This is a genomic window from Achromobacter sp. DMS1 (assembly GCF_001270295.1).
In genome coordinates, this window is the sequence record NZ_LHSJ01000114.1 from 1 (window position 1) to 18,758 (window position 18,758).

The 18,758-nt window shown below is 69.0% G+C and carries 11 protein-coding genes and 7 pseudogenes; 9 read left to right on the top strand and 9 right to left on the bottom strand.

Annotated elements, in window-relative coordinates; genetic code table 11:
• Positions 1–249: pseudogene (locus AD428_RS25065) on the bottom strand (hypothetical protein); the annotation flags it as partial.
• 33 nt (positions 250–282) lie between these two features.
• Between AD428_RS25065 and AD428_RS28925 the strand changes: the two are divergent.
• Positions 283–408, top strand: coding sequence for a hypothetical protein (locus AD428_RS28925; RefSeq protein ID WP_255352259.1), 126 nt, complete (start codon positions 283–285; stop codon positions 406–408).
• Between the two features lie 294 nt (positions 409–702).
• Positions 703–1,800, top strand: a complete 1,098-nt coding sequence (locus tag AD428_RS25070; RefSeq protein ID WP_082308415.1) for a LysR substrate-binding domain-containing protein — start codon at positions 703–705, stop codon at positions 1,798–1,800.
• Here the strand turns inward: AD428_RS25070 and AD428_RS14445 are convergent.
• From AD428_RS14445 to AD428_RS29540, 3 genes and pseudogenes are all read right to left on the bottom strand, one after another.
• On the bottom strand, positions 1,704–3,083 hold the full coding sequence (locus AD428_RS14445) for an MFS transporter (protein ID WP_053245635.1): 1,380 nt from the start codon (positions 3,081–3,083) through the stop codon (positions 1,704–1,706). The two genes, AD428_RS25070 and AD428_RS14445, sit on opposite strands and share 97 nt — an antisense overlap.
• 79 nt (positions 3,084–3,162) lie before the next feature.
• A complete protein-coding gene (locus tag AD428_RS14450) occupies positions 3,163–4,830 on the bottom strand; it encodes a hydantoinase B/oxoprolinase family protein (protein WP_053245636.1) in 1,668 nt (555 codons plus the stop codon).
• Position 4,831: 1 nt separating this feature from the next.
• A pseudogene (locus AD428_RS29540) lies at positions 4,832–6,939 on the bottom strand (hydantoinase/oxoprolinase family protein).
• Positions 6,940–7,197: 258 nt separating this feature from the next.
• Between AD428_RS29540 and AD428_RS14460 the strand changes: the two are divergent.
• The 4 genes and pseudogenes from AD428_RS14460 (at position 7,198) to AD428_RS14475 (ending at position 10,894) form a co-directional block, all read left to right on the top strand.
• Positions 7,198–7,479, top strand: a complete 282-nt coding sequence (locus AD428_RS14460; protein ID WP_053245637.1) for a peptidylprolyl isomerase — start codon at positions 7,198–7,200, stop codon at positions 7,477–7,479.
• 411 nt (positions 7,480–7,890) lie between these two features.
• Complete coding sequence (locus AD428_RS14465) at positions 7,891–8,826, top strand: 3-keto-5-aminohexanoate cleavage protein (RefSeq protein ID WP_053245638.1); 936 nt, start codon at positions 7,891–7,893, stop codon at positions 8,824–8,826.
• Between the two features lie 99 nt (positions 8,827–8,925).
• Positions 8,926–10,089: pseudogene (locus AD428_RS14470) on the top strand (ABC transporter substrate-binding protein).
• Between the two features lie 4 nt (positions 10,090–10,093).
• A pseudogene (locus tag AD428_RS14475) lies at positions 10,094–10,894 on the top strand (SDR family oxidoreductase).
• A 10-nt stretch (positions 10,895–10,904) separates the two neighbouring features.
• Here the strand turns inward: AD428_RS14475 and AD428_RS14480 are convergent.
• Together AD428_RS14480 and AD428_RS27990 are read right to left on the bottom strand one after the other, a co-directional pair.
• Positions 10,905–11,834 (bottom strand): LysR family transcriptional regulator, encoded by a 930-nt coding sequence (locus tag AD428_RS14480; protein ID WP_053245639.1) that lies wholly within the window; start codon positions 11,832–11,834, stop codon positions 10,905–10,907.
• 34 nt (positions 11,835–11,868) lie between these two features.
• A pseudogene (locus AD428_RS27990) lies at positions 11,869–12,276 on the bottom strand (DUF1254 domain-containing protein); the annotation flags it as partial.
• 1 nt (position 12,277) lies between these two features.
• On the opposite strand from AD428_RS27990, the pseudogene AD428_RS14485 reads away from it, so the two are divergent.
• Positions 12,278–12,829 (top strand): annotated as a pseudogene (locus AD428_RS14485) (MotA/TolQ/ExbB proton channel family protein); the annotation flags it as partial.
• Here AD428_RS14485 and AD428_RS27995 read toward each other — a convergent pair.
• The 3 genes and pseudogenes from AD428_RS27995 to AD428_RS14495 form a co-directional block, all read right to left on the bottom strand.
• Positions 12,829–12,956 (bottom strand): annotated as a pseudogene (locus AD428_RS27995) (ABC transporter substrate-binding protein); the annotation flags it as partial. The pseudogenes AD428_RS14485 and AD428_RS27995 sit on opposite strands and share 1 nt — an antisense overlap.
• A 99-nt stretch (positions 12,957–13,055) precedes the next feature.
• Complete coding sequence (locus AD428_RS14490) at positions 13,056–13,991, bottom strand: 3-keto-5-aminohexanoate cleavage protein (protein ID WP_053245638.1); 936 nt, start codon at positions 13,989–13,991, stop codon at positions 13,056–13,058.
• Between the two features lie 412 nt (positions 13,992–14,403).
• Positions 14,404–14,685 carry a peptidylprolyl isomerase gene (locus AD428_RS14495; RefSeq protein ID WP_053245637.1) on the bottom strand — a complete coding sequence of 94 codons (282 nt, stop codon included), beginning with the start codon at positions 14,683–14,685 and terminating at the stop codon, positions 14,404–14,406.
• A 260-nt stretch (positions 14,686–14,945) separates the two neighbouring features.
• Here AD428_RS14495 and AD428_RS14500 point away from each other — a divergent pair, with 260 nt between their 5' ends.
• Together AD428_RS14500 and AD428_RS14505 are read left to right on the top strand one after the other, a co-directional pair.
• Complete coding sequence (locus AD428_RS14500) at positions 14,946–17,054, top strand: hydantoinase/oxoprolinase family protein (RefSeq protein WP_053245640.1); 2,109 nt, start codon at positions 14,946–14,948, stop codon at positions 17,052–17,054.
• A gap of 1 nt (position 17,055) precedes the next feature.
• Positions 17,056–18,723, top strand: a complete 1,668-nt coding sequence (locus AD428_RS14505) for a hydantoinase B/oxoprolinase family protein (RefSeq protein ID WP_053245641.1) — start codon at positions 17,056–17,058, stop codon at positions 18,721–18,723.
• The last annotated feature ends 35 nt before the right edge of the window (positions 18,724–18,758 follow it).

An 18,758-nucleotide genomic window follows, 5' to 3' on the forward strand; every position in this document is an offset into this window, starting at 1 on the left:
GGCGGGCCGGGGGCTATCCGCGGCGACGGTTGTCCGGGTGCCGGTCGTAGCGGTTGGGGATGCCGTCGCGGTCGCGGTCCCAGGGCGCGGCGGATACACCCAGCGCCCCTGGGCGCGGCGCCATTCGGGCGCGTGGTACACATAGCCCGGACGCGCCCTGAGCCAGTTGCCGCCTATCCACACATGATGGTTGCCGCGCCATTCCCAGTGGCCCGGCGCCCAGACATAGCCGGCGCGGGGCGGAGGCACGACCTCGACGCGGGGAGGCGGCGGCGCGCGCCGATGCTGATCGACACGGAGGTGTGCGCGGCGGCGGGCATGGCCGCGGCGCCCAGCGACAGGAGAGCCGCGATGCCGCCGGCCATGGCGATTCTGGCGAGTCTGTTCATGTTGGAACCTCTGCGGTAAGCGCCCTGCTTCTGGCGCGGTGAAACCAGTTTGCCGCCGCAACCTTGTCGCAATGGTTACGCGCGCGGCGTAAAAATTTCAGCGCGTTTCGGGTGAAAGCGCACCATATGGGTGCGACGCGGGGGCTCGCGCCGGGCGCGCGGCGGATTGCGCCGCGGCTTCCCCGCGAGAGACAGGCGTGCGCCGCCGGAAAGAGGGCCCGATCGCGCCCCGGCGCGCGCGAAGCGGACTATCATCTTCCACCTATCCCGACTCCGCGCGCCTTGCGCCGCGCGGCCACGCCGAAGCTGGGCCATGCGTTATAGACTTCCTCCCCTGAATACCCTGCGCATCTTCGAAGCCGTGATGCGGCAGGGCTCCATCCGCCAGGCCGCGGGCGAGCTCTGCCTGACGCCGCAGGCGGTAAGCCAGCAGCTCAAGCATCTGGAATCGCACCTGGCGCGGCAGCTTTTTCACCGTGACGTGCGCAGCCTGAAGCCCACGGCGGCGGCGCAGGCGCTCTACCCGCACGTGCGCGACGGGCTGGACCGTTTCGCCGAAGGCGTGCAGGCCCTGCAGGCCGCGCGCGGCCAGCAGCTCTATCTCTATGTCAGCCCGTACTTCGCGACGGAATTCCTGGTGCCGCGGCTGGGGCAGTTCACTGCCTCCATGCCCGAGCTGGATTTCCGCATGGCGGTGGGCGTGGATCTGGTGGAGCTCGACGCCAAGGGCATGGACGCCGCCATCCACTGGGCCTACAGCGCGCCCGCCGGCTATGTGGAAACGCCGCTGCTGGACGACCTGAAAGTGCTGGTGGCCACGCCGGCCCTGCTGGAACGCCTGCCCGTGGATGAGCCGCGCGATCTGCTGAAGCACAGCGTGATTTCCTCGCTGGTGGCCAATACGCTCTGGGAAGACACGCTCGACCTGCTGGGCGTGCAAGAGCGGACCGCGCAGCCCATCATGCGGCTGCACACGCACGCCGCCATGATGGAGGCGGTGCTCGCGGGGCTGGGCGTGGGCTTCATCTCGTATGCCGACGCCGTGCGCAACGTGAAGGCCGGCCGGCTGGCGGCGCCCTTCGGCATGGACCTGCTCAAGCAGTTGCCGCTGGGGCACATTCCGCGCTTCAGCCTGCTGGTCAAGCCGGACCATCCTTACTCGCCGGTGCTGGAACGCTTCCGCCAGTGGCTGCTGGACGACGTGTGCACCGAAGCGGTGGCCGGCTTCGCCTCGAAGTGCCGCCAGGCCCCCATGCCGGAGCCCGGCGGGGGCAGCGTGCGCAGCGCGCCTGAAGGCGCGGCGGCCGCGCCGCTTCAGGGCCGTGCCTCGTCGCCCGGCATGGGCTGGCCGGTGCGGTCGCGGCTGTGGAGCAGGGCCACGATGCCCACCGCCGCGCCCAGCATCAGGTAGTAGGCCGGCATCATGGCATTGCCGGTGCGCTGGATGAGCCAGGCATTGAGCATGGGCGCGGTGCCGGCAAACAGCGCCACCGACACGTTGTAGCTGACCGCCATGCCGGTAAAGCGCACGCGGGTGTCGAACAGCGCCGGCACGGCGGCGAAAATGCAGCCCAGCAGCGCGGCCAGGCACAGGTTGAGCACCAGCAGCGCCGCGACCTTGGCCCCGTAGCCGCCTTCGGCCAGCAGGTGAAAGCACGGCAGCGCCAGGACCAGCACGCCGATGCTGCCCAGCAGCATGGTGGCCTTGCGCGAAATGCGGTCCGCCAGCGCGCCCATGACCGGAATCATGGCAATGAGAAACAGCTGCGGCCCCAGCGACAGGAGGAACCCGTCGGACGCCTTCATGGACAGCGTGCTGATCAGGTAGGTGGGGACGTAGGTCGTGACGGTATAGAGCGTGATGTTGGTCACGATGATGAAGCCGCAGGATTGCAGCAGCTCGGCCCGGTGCGTGGAGAACAGGTGCGCCCAGCCCGAGCGCGGGTGGGAGTCGCGGCTGGCGCGCACGGCCTCGAAGGCCGGGGTTTCTTCCAGGCGGTTGCGGATGTAGAGCCCGATGGCGCCCAGCGGCAGCGCCAGCAGGAACGGCACGCGCCAGGCCCATTGGCCGATCTGCTCGGCGGTGAAGAACGCCGTCAGCACCGTGGTGATGGTGGCGCCGAACGCAAAGCCGCTGATGCAGCCGACTTCGATCCAGCTCGTGATCGCGGTGCGGCGCTTGTCGGCGCAGTATTCGGCCACGAAGATGGCCGCGCCGCTGCCCTCGCCGCCCGCCGAGATGCCTTGCAGCAGGCGCAGCAGCACGAGCAGCACGGGCGCCGCGATGCCGATGCTGTCGTGGCTGGGAATGAGACCGATGGCGAAGGTCGCGATCGCCATCATCAGGATGGTCACGGTGAGCACCTGCTTGCGCCCGTAGCGGTCGCCGATCGGCCCGAAGATGAAGCCGCCGAAGGGCCGCGCGAAGAAGGCGATGGCGAACGCGGCCAGCGAGGCGATGAGCTGGGTGCCGGGCGCGCTGGCCGGAAAGAACACCTTGCCCAGCACGCCGGCCAGATAGCCGTAGACCGAGAACTCGAACCACTCCACGAAACTGCCCACCACCGACGCCAGGACGACGCGGTTGAGCTCCTTCTTGCCGACCTGCCGCACGGCGCCCGCGCCGCGCTCCGGATTGCCGCGGGCGACGGCGGCCGCCCGCGGGGCCGCTGCCCGCACTGCATTGGTATTCATGGATTTCCCCTTGTGATTGATGTTGCGTCCGCCGGGCCGGGCAGGCGGGCGCGCCGGCCCGCATGCCGCCCCGCCCCGCCTACTCGAAGGCATGCGGATAATCCCGCCGCGCCTGCGCTTCGCTGATGTACCCGTAGGCCACATCGCGCCGCACGAGTTCCACCGGCCGCGCCGAGGGATCGCCGTATCCGCCGCCGCCCGGCAGTTCCAGCACCAGCCGCCGGCCCTCCGGAACGAGCTGCGAGCCCTTGGCCTTCATGGCCACGCCATCGTCCATGCCCACCCGGCCGGCCGCGCCGCTGCCGCCGCCCCGGTGGCCGCGGGCCGGATGGTCGACCCGGTCGAACATGGCATTCAGCGTGAACTGGTAGCCGTCGTGGGCGCCTATCTCGATGCGCTGGCCCAGCGCGCCGCGCCACGCGCCCGCCCCGCCGGAGTCTGGCCGCAGCTCCTTGCGCCAGATCACGATGGGACCGATGCTCTCGGTCACCTCGGACGACATGGAATGCACGCCGCTCGGAAAGGCGGTGGCGCTGAGGCCGTCGCTGGATGGCCGCGCGCCGGTGCCGCCGGTATTGAATATGAGCATTTCATGGCGCGACCGGCGGTTCTCCGCGCGCGTGCCCTGGAAACGCATCTGCAGGTTCCACAGCGCGCTGGCGCCTTCGGCCGGGATCAGCTCCGGGCGGCAGGCCTGCAGTGCCCCCAGCACCACGTCCGGGATCAGGTGGCCGAGCACGTGGCGCACGGCCACCGGGTATGGCCTGGGCGCGTTGAGGATGCAGCCTTCGGGCGCGGTGATCTCGAACGGCCGCAGCGACGCCCAGTTGTTCGGGATGTCGGGCGCGATGGCGCACTTGAGCGCGTAGCAGGCATAGGCCTTGGTGTAGGTCAGCGGCACGTTGATGCCGAAGCGGCTGGGGCCCGAGGTTCCGGCGAAATCGGCATACATCGTGCCGTCGCGCGCCTGCACCCGCACGCGCAGGTCGATGGGCCGCTCGTAGCCGTCGACCCGCATCTCGTACCCGTGCAGGCCGCCCGGCAGGGCCGCGATGCGCTCGCGCGTCGCGCGCTCGCTGTGGCTGAAGATGAACTCCGCCAGCTCCTGCAGATCGGTCAGGCCGAACTCATCCATCATGGCTTCCAGGCGGCGGCGGCCGGTTTCGTTGCAGGCCACCAGCGAATGGAAGTCGCCTATCACCTGGTCGCGTTCGCGCACATTGCTGCGCAGGATCCCGATCAGGTCTTCATTGAGCGCGCCCGCCTTGTAGAACTTCATCGGCGGAATGCACAGGCCCTCTTCGTAGACTTCGCCCGCGTCCGGGCCGAAGCCGCGTCCGCCGATGTCCACCACGTGCGCGGTGGACGCGAAGAAGCCGATCAGGCGCGCCGCCGCGCCCTGCCCGCCCGGGCGGAAAACCGGCGTCACCATGGTGATGTCGTGCAGGTGACCGGTGCCCATCCAGGGATCGTTGGTGACCAGCACGTCGCCGGGCGACAGCGCATTGCCGAACCGGCGCACGAAATGCCCCACGGACTCGGCCATGGAGTTCACGTGGCCGGGCGTGCCGGTCACGGCCTGGGCGATCATGCGGCCCTGCGCGTCGAACACGCCGGCCGACAGATCGCCCGCCTCGCGCACACTGGTGCAGAAGGCGGTGCGCACCAGCGTGACGGCCTGCTCCTCGACCACGGCGATCAGCCGGTTCCACATGATTTGTTCGCGGACACGTATGCTTGCGCTCATCTCACGCCCCTTCGTTTTCGTTGCGTTGGACCAGCAGGCAGCCGTCCTGCTGCAGGACAGCCCATAGGCCGGGCTGACATAGGTGGAGGTTTCTTTCTCGGTCACGATCAGCGGCCCCTCCAGCCGCACGCCCACCGGCAGGCTGGCGCGGTCGTGGATGGCGCAGTCCAGGAACTTCCCGGCGCGCGCGTCGAATACCCGTCGCCGGTCGATGGGCGGGCGGCTCTGCCCGGCGTCCGCCGTGCCCGGGTCGCACGCGCATGCGCTCGGGCGCAGCGACCTCGCTGCGCAGCGACAGCGCCCAGCTCACCACCTCCACGTCCAGACCCTCGACCTCGTGCCCGAAAAGCTGGGTGTAGGCCTGCACGAAATTCCGGCGCAGGGCTTCCAGCGCCGCGTCGTCCATGAGGCCGGCGGGCGCGTCCACGGGTATTTCCCAGCCCTGTCCCGCATAGCGCATGTAGGCGCGCAGCTCGCGCAGCGTCTGGCCCCGGTGTCCCGTCTCCCGCAGGAAGCCCGAGACTTCGTCGTTCATGTCGGCAATCATCCGGTTCACGACTTCCGCATCGAAACGGCTCAGGCGCATGACCGCGCTGCGCAGCGATTCATAGCCGAAGGGCGCGCGCAGAAAGCCGATGGCCGAGCCCACGCCCGCGCCCGGCGGCACCAGCAGCCGGTCCATGCCGAGCTTTTCGCATAGCCGGGCGGCATGCAGCGGCGCCGCACCGCCGTAGGCGATCATGGTGAATTCGCTCAGGTCGCGGCCGCTCTCCACGGCATGCATGCGCGCGGCGTTGGACATATTCTCGTCCACCATCTCGGCCACGGCATACGCGGCCTGCACGGCGTCGCCGTCCAGCGGCCCGGCCACATGCCGGCGCAGCGCGGCCTGCGCGGCTCGCCGTCCAGCGTGATGGAGCCGCCCGCGAAACGCCGGGCGTCCAGCTTGGCCAGCACCAGGTCCGCATCGGTGACCGTGGGGCGGTCGCCGCCGCGCCCGTAGCAGGCCGGGCCCGGCTCCGAACCGGCGCTTTCCGGGCCCACGCGCACTTGCCTGAGATCGTCCACGTGCGCGATGGAACCGCCGCCCGCGCCAATCTCCACCATTTCGATCACGGGGATCGAGATGGGCATGCCGCTGCCCTTCTTGAACCGGTAGGTGCGCGCCACCTCGAACGTGCGCGCCGTCTTGGGATGCAGGTCTTCGATGAGGCAGATCTTGGCCGTCGTGCCGCCCATGTCGAAAGAAAGCACGCGGTCCAGCCCGTAGCGCGCCAGCACGTGGCTGGCGTAGATGGCGCCGCCCGCGGGCCCGGACTCCAGCAGGCGCACGGGGAACTCCGCCGCGCTGGCCAGCGACATCAGGCCGCCGCCGGAATGGATCATGTACAGCGGGCAGCACATGCCTTCGGCTTCCAGCGCGTTGGCCAGCCGCCCGAGGTAGGAGGACATCAGCGGCTTCACGTAGGCGTTGGCGCAGACGGTATTGAAGCGCTCGAACTCGCGGATCTGCGGCGAAACCTCGCACGACAGGGAAACCGACACGTCGGGCAGCGCCTGGAGCAGGCGCTCGCGCACCAGCCGTTCGTGCGCCCCGTTGCGATAGCTGTGCATCAGGCCCACCGCCACGCTTTCGAAGCCGCCGGCGCGGATCGACGCGATGATGCGGTCCAGTCCGGCCAGGTCCAGCGGCACCAGCTCCCGCCCGCCCGCATCGAGCCGGCCCGCAAGCGCATAGCGGTCGCAGCGCGGAATGAGCGGAGCGGGCAGCTGGATGGAAAGATCGTATTGCTCGAAGCGGCCCTCGTTGCGCATCTCGATCACGTCGCGAAACCCTTCGCTGGTGATGAACGCGGTGCGGGCGCCGCGCCGTTCGATGAGCGCGTTGGTGGCCAGGGTGGTGCCGTGCACGATGGAACGGATCGCCGAAGGCGCGATGCCGGCCTCGCGCGCGGCCAGCTTCAGGCCCTGCACGATGGCCCTCTCGGGTTTCCCGTAATCGGTGAGCACCTTGGCGGTGTACAGCCGCCCTTCATGTTCCAGGGCGACGTCGGTGAACGTGCCGCCGATGTCCACCCCTGCCCTGCATGCGGTTTGCGTATCTTTCATGGTCTGCCGTGTGACGATGATTCGGACGCGGCGGACCCGGAAGAACCGGACGCGCCGCCGTATGCCGCGCCATCATGGGCTGAGCACAAGAACGATGACAAACAAGAAATTGCGGGGTCCAGGACAAGCTGCGCTGTGCCCGCAAATACCCGGATAGGGTTTACCCATGGCCGCCTGCCGGCGCGGGACGGGAGGGCCTTATGCGTCCCCATTGCAAATACGTTACTCTTTCCGTTTAGCCCCAAGAAGGAGCCTCTCATGGCACAAGCCACTGCCCGCCACATCCTCGTGTCCACCGAGGAAAAGGCCAACGAACTGAAAACCGCCATCGAGAACGGCGCGGATTTCGCCCAACTGGCGAAGGAAAATTCGAGCTGCCCGTCCAGCCGCGACGGCGGCAACCTGGGCTCGTTCGGCCGTGGCCAGATGGTCAGGGAATTCGACGAAGTCGTGTTCACCGCCCCGGTCGGCAAAGTCCAGGGCCCGGTGAAGACCCAGTTCGGCTACCACCTGGTCGAAGTGACCAGCCGCAAGGACTGATCCGGCATCGCGTGCGCCCGGCCTGCGCCGGGCGGCACGGAAAAGCCCCGCCATGCGCATACCGCGCGCGGCGGGGTTTTCTTTGCGCGCCAGGCGCGCGCCTGGGCGGCTCGCGCAGGCACTCGGAGAAAGCGGCAAGCGCGGGGCTGTCGCGGCGGCGCGAAGCGGAAAGGGCCACGGCATTCCTGGCGATGGGGAAGATGCGCCGATTGCAGGGGAGGCCCGCGGGATCGGCCCCGGGGCCCGCCGCCCTTCGCTGCGCCGCAACACCGGAATCCCTATCAATTGATAATTTCTCTTCAGCTGACAGGGCCGGCGGGCTGCGACAGAATGAGCCACGCCCGGAGGAGACGACCTGGGCCCAGACCGCGATATCTACAACCACACAGGCGCGCCGCGCGCCCCAGGCCCATGAAGACACCCCGCAACAAGGTCATCATCACCTGCGCCATCACGGGTTCGGTGCATACCCCGTCGATGTCGCCCTATCTGCCCGTCACGCCGGAAGAGATCGCGCAGTCCGCGCTGGATGCCGCCGAGGCCGGCGCGGCCATCGTGCATCTGCATGCGCGCCAGCCCGGGAACGGCCGGCCCACCCAGGACCCGGCGATCTACGAACGCTTCCTGCCGCGCATCAAGGATGCCTCGGACGTGGTGGTCAACATCACCACGGGCGGATCTCCCGTGCTGCCGGTGAGCGAGCGGCTGCAGCCCGCCGCACGCTTCCAGCCGGAAGTGGCCTCGCTGAACATGGGCTCCATGAATTTCGGCATGTACGAGCTGCTGGAACGCTTCAAGGAGTTCCGACACGACTGGGAACGCCCATACCTGGAAGGCAGCGCCGACCTCATCTTCCGCAATACGTTCAAGGACATCGCGCACATCCTGGCCGCCTGCGCCGACAACGGCACCCGCTTCGAGATCGAGTGCTACGACATCGGCCATCTCTACACGGCCGCGCATTTCGTGGACCGCGGCCTGCTCGAGCCGCCGTTCCTGATCCAGTCGGTGTTCGGCATCCGGGGCGGCATCGGCACGCACCCGGAAGACGTGATGGCAATGAAGCGCACGGCCGACCGCCTGTTCGGCGACGCCTATGTCTGGTCGGTGCTGGCGGCCGGACGCAAGCAGACGCCGCTGGCCACCATGGCCGCCACCATGGGCGGCAACGTGCGCGTGGGGCTGGAGGACTCGCTGTGGGACGGCCCGGGCGAGCTGGCCCGCTCCAATGCCGACCAGGTGCGCCGCATCCGCGGCATTCTCGACGGCCTCTCGCTGCAGCCCGCCACGCCGGACGAGGCCCGGCAGATTCTCTCGCTCAAGGGACGCGACAACGTCGCCTTCTAGGGCGCGTTGACGCGTCCCGGTCGGCGCCGCCACGCGCATTCACAATAAAACCAGGGAGACAGACAAATGAAAAACACACTGACCGCCGCCGCGCTCGCCATGCTGCTGGGAACCGCCACGACGCCCGGGCCGACGACGGCGTGATCCGCATCGGCTTCATTACCGACATGTCGGGCCTGTCGGCCGACGCCGACGGCCCGGGAGGCGCCGAGGCCATCAAGATGGCGGTGGCGGACGCGGGCGCCTGGCGGCCGGCAAGCGCGTGGAAGTGCTGGTGGCCGACCACCAGAACCGCGCCGACATCGCCTCGTCGCGCGCCCGCGAATGGCTGGACCAGAAAGGCGTGAACATGCTGATCGCGGGCGCCAATTCGGCGGCCGCGCTGGCCATGGCCAAGGTGGCCCACGAGAAGAAGACCCCGTTCTTCGTGGTGAGCGCCGGGGCCTCCGAACTCACCAACGCCCAGTGCACGCCCTACACGGTGCACTACGCCTACGACACGGTGTCGCTGTCGCGCGGCACGGCCACGGCCATGGTGAAGGAAGGCCACAAAGACTGGTTCTTCCTGACCGTGGACCACGCCTTCGGGCACGCGCTCGAGCGCGACGCCGCCAAAGTGGTGACGGCCAATGGCGGCACGGTGAAAGGCCGGGTGCGCCATCCGCTCAACGCCTCGGATTTCTCGTCCTTCATCCTGCAGGCGCAGCCTCCGGCGCCACGGTGCTCGGGCTGGCGAACTCGGCCAGCGACACCAGCAACGCCGTGAAGGCGGCCGGCGAGTTCGGGCTCACCCCGCAGATGAAGCTGGCCGGCCTGCTGGTGCTGCTGACCGACATACACGCGCTGGGCCTGCCGGCCGCGCAAGGCATGTATCTCACCACGGCCTGGTATTGGGACCAGGACGACGCCTCGCGGCAATGGGCGGCCCGCTTCGAACAGGTCATGAAGAAAAAGCCCACCATGCTGCAGGCGGCCGACTATTCCGCCGCTTCCACCTATCTGAAAGCGGTGGCGGCCACCGGCGGCACCGATGGCGACGCCATCATGAAATGGCTGCGCGCCAATCCCGTCAACGACTTTTTCGTGCAGGGCGGCAAGCTGCGCGCCGACGGCCTGCTGGTGCACGACATGTACCTCATGCAGGTCAAGAAGCCGTCCGAATCCAAGGGCCCGTGGGACTACTACAAGCTGGTTTCCCGCGTGCCGGGCGACCAGATCTACACCTCGCCTTCCGAGTCCGCCTGCCCCCTGATGAAGCCCTGACGCGATGAATACGAACCCTCAGCCGGATGCCCTGCCGGTGGATTTCCAGGGCAAGCGGGTCATCGTGACCGCCGGCGCGGCCGGGATCGGCGCGGCACTGGCCGGCGCCTTCGCCGCGCGCGCGCGCGCGTGCACATCTGCGACGTGGACGAGGCCGCGCTGGCGGCCTGCCCGCATCCCTGGATGCGGGCGACGTGCGCAGCCGCGCACAGATAGACGCCTACATGCGCGCCGCGCTGGACCACCTCGGCGGGCTGGACGTGCTGGTGAACAACGCCGGCATCGCCGGCCCCACCGCGGGCATCGCCGAACTCGATCCGGACGAGCTGGCCGACACGCTGGACATCAACCTGGCCGCGCAGTTCCACACGCTGCGGCACGCCGTGCCCGCGCTGCGCACGGCCGGAGGCGGCAGCATCATCAACATCAGCTCGGTGGCCGGGCGCATGGGCATTCCCATGCGCACGCCGTATGCCGCCACCAAATGGGGCGTGGTGGGCCTGACCCGCTCGCTGTCCATCGAACTGGGCGGCTACGGCATCCGCGTCAACGCGCTGCTGCCGGGCCTGGTGGCGGGGCGCGCATCGAGCGCGATCGCGCGCGCGCGCGCAACATGGGCATCAGCGTGGAAGAGGAAACGCGGCTGGAGCTGGCGGGCGTGAGCCTGGGCCGCTTCGTGCAGCCGGCCGACATCGCCAACATGGCGCTGTTTCTCGCCAGCCCGTTCGGCGCCATGGTAAGCGGCCAGGCCATCAGCATCGACGGCGACCTGCAATCGCTGCCCTGGCAGCCGCCCGCCGGCTGAGCCGCGCGGGTCAGTCCAGCAGTTCGATGGCGTCGCGGAACGGGCCCGCGCGGCGGGCCTGCGCCTCGGCGCGCAACACCTCCAGCATGCGGGCCTGCAACTGCGGATTGGCGGACTCCTTGCGCGAGATGAGCAGGAAGTCGAACCACTGCCGCTCCGCCAGCGGCACGGCCACCAGGTCCGGGTACAGCGCGACGATGTCGCAGGCCGATACGGCGTTGACCAGCGTGACGCCGCGAAAGGCGTGCACCATGCCCGGCAGCAGCAGCATGTGGCCCTGCATGGCCGAGCGCAGGCGCGCGGACTCGCCCGTGTCGCCCTGGGCCACCACATAGTCGGACCACAACGGCCGGACGAAGGTATCGGCCGGGATGTCGCCTACGGCCACGCACTCGCGCCGCGCCAGCGGGTGCTCGCGATGCGCCAGCGCTACGATGTAGGCGCGGGCGTAGGGCCGCACGCTCAGGCGCGCGCTGTCGCTGCCGACCGCGCCCACCCCGAAATCGGCGCGCATCGTTTCCACGGCGCTGACCAGCTGCACCGACGACTCGGTGTCGAGCGAGAACGGGCGCGCGCCATGCTCGCGCACATAGCGCCGCATGGCGTCGGGCGCATACTTCATGGCCAGCGCGGGCGACACCGACACGCGCAGGTTCTGGCCGCCGAACTGCTGGATGCTGTGCAGCGCCTCGTCGATGCGCACCAGCTCGTCCAGCACGGCCCTGGCCTCGCCGTGCAGGTAGAGGCCGGCCTCGGTGGGACGCAGGGTCTTGTTGGAACGGTCGAAGAGCTGCACGCCCGTGGCGCTCTCCAGCCGCGAGATCGCGTGGCTCACAGCCGGCTGGGTCAGGTGCAGGACCTGCGCCGCCTGCCGCGCGGAACCCGTAGACACCACGGCGGAGAAGATGCGCAGATCGTGGATATTGAAGTTCCGCTTCATACGGCCTCGACGCCTGCCACGTGCCGGCGCCCCGTCAAAGACGCAGCGCCGCGTCGCTCTGCGCGCCCACCGCGCGCGAGAGATAGTCGTTGCCCAGGGTGGCGCGATTGCCGCGCAGCGGGCGGGCGTCGCCGGCCAGGGCCTGGCGGCGGGCGTCGATGGCTGCCTGGCCCTGCTGCATGCCCTGGGTCATGGCGCGCCGCAGGCCGGGATGCAGCCGCTGCGGGTCGATGGGTTCTCCCGGCCGGATGCCGATGCTGGCGAAACGCTCGCGCGCCCACGCCTCGGTATGGATCTCTGGCGCGAATTGCAGCAGGAAGGCCAACTGGTCGTAGAAGCGCAGCGAGGTGCGCGCCTCGGTTTCGTCGAGCGGCCTGGGCCAGGAAACGTCCGACGCGGGCGCCGGCGCGGGCCGCCCGAGATAGGCGGAAAGCGGCTGGACNCACGGCGCCGCCGCCTCGCTGCCCCCGCCCCCGGCCGCGCCCGACATGGGCTTTCTGCACTTTGTCGCCCAGAGCGACTTCGTCGGCAAGACGCTCTTCGTCATCCTGATCCTGATGTCGCTCGTCACCTGGTATCTCATCGTGGTGAAGGCGGTCAGCAACATCAGCATGCGCAAGCGCTCGGCGGATTTCCTGAACAAGTTCTGGAACGCCAGCTCGCTGGAGCAGGTCGAGAACGAAATCGTCACGCACGGCGCGCGCGATCCCTTCTCGCACCTCGCCAGCCACGCCATGCATGCCCAGCAGCACCACAACAAGTTCGGCGCCACCAAGCTGGAGGAATCGGGCTCGAGCTCCGATTTCGTCACGCGCACCATGCGCAAGGTCATCGACGAAGAAACGGCCAAGCTCGAAAACGGCCTGACCGTGCTGGCCTCGGTGGGCTCCACCGCGCCGTTCGTCGGCCTGTTCGGCACGGTGTGGGGCGTGTACCACGCGCTCGTGGGCATCGGCCTGTCCGATGGCGTCACTATCAACCGCATCGCCGGGCCCGCCATCTTGATGGCCTCGGCGCCTCCCGGGCCGTCGGCGTCGGCCGACAGGCCCGACATGTCGGTAATGAAGCCGATGCGGATCACGCCGTCGTCGCCCGGGCCGTCGTGGCGGTTCCCAGCAGCATGGCGAGCGCGGCGGCGGTCAGTGTGTTTTTCATTTGTCTGTCTCCCTGGTTTTATTGTGAATGCGCGTGGCGGCGCCGACCGGGACGCGTCAACGCGCCCTAGAAGGCGACGTTGTCGCGTCCCTTGAGCGAGAGAATCTGCCGGGCCTCGTCCGGCGTGGCGGGCTGCAGCGAGAGGCCGTCGAGAATGCCGCGGATGCGGCGCACCTGGTCGGCATTGGAGCGGGCCAGCTCGCCCGGGCCGTCCCACAGCGAGTCCTCCAGCCCCACGCGCACGTTGCCGCCCATGGTGGCGGCCATGGTGGCCAGCGGCGTCTGCTTGCGTCCGGCCGCCAGCACCGACCAGACATAGGCGTCGCCGAACAGGCGGTCGGCCGTGCGCTTCATTGCCATCACGTCTTCCGGGTGCGTGCCGATGCCGCCCCGGATGCCGAACACCGACTGGATCAGGAACGGCGGCTCGAGCAGGCCGCGGTCCACGAAATGCGCGGCCGTGTAGAGATGGCCGATGTCGTAGCACTCGATCTCGAAGCGGGTGCCGTTGTCGGCGCAGGCGGCCAGGATGTGCGCGATGTCCTTGAACGTATTGCGGAAGATGAGGTCGGCGCTGCCTTCCAGGTATGGGCGTTCCCAGTCGTGTCGGAACTCCTTGAAGCGTTCCAGCAGCTCGTACATGCCGAAATTCATGGAGCCCATGTTCAGCGAGGCCACTTCCGGCTGGAAGCGTGCGGCGGGCTGCAGCCGCTCGCTCACCGGCAGCACGGGAGATCCGCCCGTGGTGATGTTGACCACCACGTCCGAGGCATCCTTGATGCGCGGCAGGAAGCGTTCGTAGATCGCCGGGTCCTGGGTGGGCCGGCCGTTCCCGGGCTGGCGCGCATGCAGATGCACGATGGCCGCGCCGGCCTCGGCGGCATCCAGCGCGGACTGCGCGATCTCTTCCGGCGTGACGGGCAGATAGGGCGACATCGACGGGGTATGCACCGAACCCGTGATGGCGCAGGTGATGATGACCTTGTTGCGGGGTGTCTTCATGGGCCTGGGGCGCGCGGCGCGCCTGTGTGGTTGTAGATATCGCGGTCTGGGCCCAGGTCGTCTCCTCCGGGCGTGGCTCATTCTGTCGCAGCCCGCCGGCCCTGTCAGCTGAAGAGAAATTATCAATTGATAGGGATTCCGGTGTTGCGGCGCAGCGAAGGGCGGCGGGCCCCGGGGCCGATCCCGCGGGCCTCCCCTGCAATCGGCGCATCTTCCCCATCGCCAGGAATGCCGTGGCCCTTTCCGCTTCGCGCCGCCGCGACAGCCCCGCGCTTGCCGCTTTCTCCGAGTGCCTGCGCGAGGCCGCCCAGGCGCGCGCCTGGCGCGCAAAGAAAACCCCGCCGCGCGCGGTATGCGCATGGCGGGGCTTTTCCGTGCCGCCCGGCGCAGGCCGGGCGCACGCGATGCCGGATCAGTCCTTGCGGCTGGTCACTTCGACCAGGTGGTAGCCGAACTGGGTCTTCACCGGGCCCTGGACTTTGCCGACCGGGGCGGTGAACACGACTTCGTCGAATTCCCTGACCATCTGGCCACGGCCGAACGAGCCCAGGTTGCCGCCGTCGCGGCTGGACGGGCAGCTCGAATTTTCCTTCGCCAGTTGGGCGAAATCCGCGCCGTTCTCGATGGCGGTTTTCAGTTCGTTGGCCTTTTCCTCGGTGGACACGAGGATGTGGCGGGCAGTGGCTTGTGCCATGAGAGGCTCCTTCTTGGGGCTAAACGGAAAGAGTAACGTATTTGCAATGGGGACGCATAAGGCCCTCCCGTCCCGCGCCGGCAGGCGGCCATGGGTAAACCCTATCCGGGTATTTGCGGGCACAGCGCAGCTTGTCCTGGACCCCGCAATTTCTTGTTTGTCATCGTTCTTGTGCTCAGCCCATGATGGCGCGGCATACGGCGGCGCGTCCGGTTCTTCCGGGTCCGCCGCCGGTCCGAATCATCGTCACACGGCAGACCATGAAAGATACGCAAACCGCATGCAGGGCAGGGGTGGACATCGGCGGCACGTTCACCGACGTCGCCCTGGAACATGAAGGGCGGCTGTACACCGCCAAGGTGCTCACCGATTACGGGAAACCCGAGAGGGCCATCGTGCAGGGCCTGAAGCTGGCCGCGCGCGAGGCCGGCATCGCGCCTTCGGCGATCCGTTCCATCGTGCACGGCACCACCCTGGCCACCAACGCGCTCATCGAACGGCGCGGCGCCCGCACCGCGTTCATCACCAGCGAAGGGTTTCGCGACGTGATCGAGATGCGCAACGAGGGCCGCTTCGAGCAATACGATCTTTCCATCCAGCTGCCCGCTCCGCTCATTCCGCGCTGCGACCGCTATGCGCTTGCGGGCCGGCTCGATGCGGGCGGGCGGGAGCTGGTGCCGCTGGACCTGGCCGGACTGGACCGCATCATCGCGTCGATCCGCGCCGGCGGCTTCGAAAGCGTGGCGGTGGGCCTGATGCACAGCTATCGCAACGGGGCGCACGAACGGCTGGTGCGCGAGCGCCTGCTCCAGGCGCTGCCCGACGTGTCGGTTTCCCTGTCGTGCGAGGTTTCGCCGCAGATCCGCGAGTTCGAGCGCTTCAATACCGTCTGCGCCAACGCCTACGTGAAGCCGCTGATGTCCTCCTACCTCGGGCGGCTGGCCAACGCGCTGGAAGCCGAAGGCATGTGCTGCCCGCTGTACATGATCCATTCCGGCGGCGGCCTGATGTCGCTGGCCAGCGCGGCGGAGTTCCCCGTGCGCCTGCTGGAGTCCGGGCCCGCGGGCGGCGCCATCTACGCCAGCCACGTGGCGGCGCGCTACGGGCTGGACCGCGTGCTTTCTTTCGACATGGGCGGCACGACGGCCAAGATCTGCCTCATCGAAGACCTGCATCCCAAGACGGCGCGCACGTTCGAGGTGGCGCGCACCTACCGGTTCAAGAAGGGCAGCGGCATGCCCATCTCGATCCCCGTGATCGAAATGGTGGAGATTGGCGCGGGCGGCGGTTCCATCGCGCACGTGGACGATCTCAGGCAAGTGCGCGTGGGCCCGGAAAGCGCCGGTTCGGAGCCGGGCCCGGCCTGCTACGGGCGCGGCGGCGACCGCCCCACGGTCACCGATGCGGACCTGGTGCTGGCCAAGCTGGACGCCCGGCGTTTCGCGGGCGGCTCCATCACGCTGGACGCCGAAGCCGCGCAGGCCGCGCTGCGCCGGCATGTGGCCGGGCCGCTGGACGGCGACGCCGTGCAGGCCGCGTATGCCGTGGCCGAGATGGTGGACGAGAATATGTCCAACGCCGCGCGCATGCATGCCGTGGAGAGCGGCCGCGACCTGAGCGAATTCACCATGATCGCCTACGGCGGTGCGGCGCCGCTGCATGCCGCCCGGCTATGCGAAAAGCTCGGCATGGACCGGCTGCTGGTGCCGCCGGGCGCGGGCGTGGGCTCGGCCATCGGCTTTCTGCGCGCGCCCTTCGGCTATGAATCGCTGCGCAGCGCGGTCATGCGCCTGAGCCGTTTCGATGCGGAAGTCGTGAACCGGATGATTGCCGACATGAACGACGAAGTCTCGGGCTTCCTGCGGGAGACGGGACACCGGGGCCAGACGCTGCGCGAGCTGCGCGCCTACATGCGCTATGCGGGACAGGGCTGGGAAATACCCGTGGACGCGCCCGCCGGCCTCATGGACGACGCGGCGCTGGAAGCCCTGCGCCGGAATTTCGTGCAGGCCTACACCCAGCTTTTCGGGCACGAGGTCGAGGGTCTGGACGTGGAGGTGGTGAGCTGGGCGCTGTCGCTGCGCAGCGAGGTCGCTGCGCCCGAGCGCATGCGCGCCGACCCGGGCACGGCGGACGCCGGGCAGAGCCGCCCGCCCATCGACCGGCGACGGGTATTCGACGCGCGCGCCGGGAAGTTCCTGGACTGCGCCATCCACGACCGCGCCAGCCTGCCGGTGGGCGTGCGGCTGGAGGGGCCGCTGATCGTGACCGAGAAAGAAACCTCCACCTATGTCAGCCCGGCCTATGGGCTGGTCCTGCAGCAGGACGGCTGCCTGCTGGTCCAACGCAACGAAAACGAAGGGGCGTGAGATGAGCGCAAGCATACGTGTCCGCGAACAAATCATGTGGAACCGGCTGATCGCCGTGGTCGAGGAGCAGGCCGTCACGCTGGTGCGCACCGCCTTCTGCACCAGTGTGCGCGAGGCGGGCGATCTGTCGGCCGGCGTGTTCGACGCGCAGGGCCGCATGATCGCCCAGGCCGTGACCGGCACGCCCGGCCACGTGAACTCCATGGCCGAGTCCGTGGGGCATTTCGTGCGCCGGTTCGGCAATGCGCTGTCGCCCGGCGACGTGCTGGTCACCAACGATCCCTGGATGGGCACCGGTCACCTGCACGACATCACCATGGTGACGCCGGTTTTCCGCCCGGGCGGGCAGGGCGCGGCGGCGCGCCTGATCGGCTTCTTCGCGTCCACCGCGCACGTGGTGGACATCGGCGGACGCGGCTTCGGCCCGGACGCGGGCGAAGTCTACGAAGAGGGCCTGTGCATTCCGCCGATGAAGTTCTACAAGGCGGGCGCGCTCAATGAAGACCTGATCGGGATCCTGCGCAGCAATGTGCGCGAACGCGACCAGGTGATAGGCGACTTCCATTCGCTGGTGGCCTGCAACGAAACCGGCCGCCGCCGCCTGGAAGCCATGATGGATGAGTTCGGCCTGACCGATCTGCAGGAGCTGGCGGAGTTCATCTTCAGCCACAGCGAGCGCGCGACGCGCGAGCGCATCGCGGCCCTGCCGGGCGGCCTGCACGGGTACGAGATGCGGGTCGACGGCTACGAGCGGCCCATCGACCTGCGCGTGCGGGTGCAGGCGCGCGACGGCACGATGTATGCCGATTTCGCCGGAACCTCGGGCCCCAGCCGCTTCGGCATCAACGTGCCGCTGACCTACACCAAGGCCTATGCCTGCTACGCGCTCAAGTGCGCCATCGCGCCCGACATCCCGAACAACTGGGCGTCGCTGCGGCCGTTCGAGATCACCGCGCCCGAAGGCTGCATCCTCAACGCGCCCAGGCCATACCCGGTGGCCGTGCGCCACGTGCTCGGCCACCTGATCCCGGACGTGGTGCTGGGGGCACTGCAGGCCTGCCGCCCGGAGCTGATCCCGGCCGAAGGCGCCAGCGCGCTGTGGAACCTGCAGATGCGTTTCCAGGGCACGCGCGCGGAGAACCGCCGGTCGCGCCATGAAATGCTCATATTCAATACCGGCGGCACCGGCGCGCGGCCATCCAGCGACGGCCTCAGCGCCACCGCCTTTCCGAGCGGCGTGCATTCCATGTCGTCCGAGGTGACCGAGAGCATCGGTCCCATCGTGATCTGGCGCAAGGAGCTGCGGCCAGACTCCGGCGGGGCGGGCGCGTGGCGCGGCGGGCTGGGCCAGCGCATCGAGATAGGCGCCCACGACGGCTACCAGTTCACGCTGAATGCCATGTTCGACCGGGTCGACCATCCGGCCCGCGGCCACCGGGGCGGCGGCAGCGGCGCGGCCGGCCGGGTGGGCATGGACGATGGCGTGGCCATGAAGGCCAAGGGCTCGCAGCTCGTTCCGGAGGGCCGGCGGCTGGTGCTGGAACTGCCGGGCGGCGGCGGATACGGCGATCCCTCGGCGCGGCCGGTGGAACTCGTGCGGCGCGATGTGGCCTACGGGTACATCAGCGAAGCGCAGGCGCGGCGGGATTATCCGCATGCCTTCGAGTAGCGGGGCGGGGCGGCATGCGGGCCGGCGCGCCCGCC

What these genes read in the sequence shown, in the direction of transcription:
- AD428_RS14500 (WP_053245640.1), top strand. Translation starts at nt 14,946, where the DNA reads ATGAAAGATACGCAAACCGCATGCAGGGCAGGGGTGGACATCGGCGGC.
- AD428_RS14495 (WP_053245637.1), bottom strand. Translation starts at nt 14,685, where the DNA reads ATGGCACAAGCCACTGCCCGCCACATCCTCGTGTCCACCGAGGAAAAG.
- AD428_RS14505 (WP_053245641.1), top strand. Translation starts at nt 17,056, where the DNA reads ATGAGCGCAAGCATACGTGTCCGCGAACAAATCATGTGGAACCGGCTG.
- AD428_RS14460 (WP_053245637.1), top strand. Translation starts at nt 7,198, where the DNA reads ATGGCACAAGCCACTGCCCGCCACATCCTCGTGTCCACCGAGGAAAAG.
- AD428_RS28925 (WP_255352259.1), top strand. Translation starts at nt 283, where the DNA reads ATGCTGATCGACACGGAGGTGTGCGCGGCGGCGGGCATGGCCGCGGCG.
- AD428_RS14490 (WP_053245638.1), bottom strand. Translation starts at nt 13,991, where the DNA reads ATGAAGACACCCCGCAACAAGGTCATCATCACCTGCGCCATCACGGGT.
- AD428_RS14480 (WP_053245639.1), bottom strand. Translation starts at nt 11,834, where the DNA reads ATGAAGCGGAACTTCAATATCCACGATCTGCGCATCTTCTCCGCCGTG.
- AD428_RS14445 (WP_053245635.1), bottom strand. Translation starts at nt 3,083, where the DNA reads ATGAATACCAATGCAGTGCGGGCAGCGGCCCCGCGGGCGGCCGCCGTC.
- AD428_RS14465 (WP_053245638.1), top strand. Translation starts at nt 7,891, where the DNA reads ATGAAGACACCCCGCAACAAGGTCATCATCACCTGCGCCATCACGGGT.
- AD428_RS25070 (WP_082308415.1), top strand. Translation starts at nt 703, where the DNA reads ATGCGTTATAGACTTCCTCCCCTGAATACCCTGCGCATCTTCGAAGCC.
- AD428_RS14450 (WP_053245636.1), bottom strand. Translation starts at nt 4,830, where the DNA reads ATGAGCGCAAGCATACGTGTCCGCGAACAAATCATGTGGAACCGGCTG.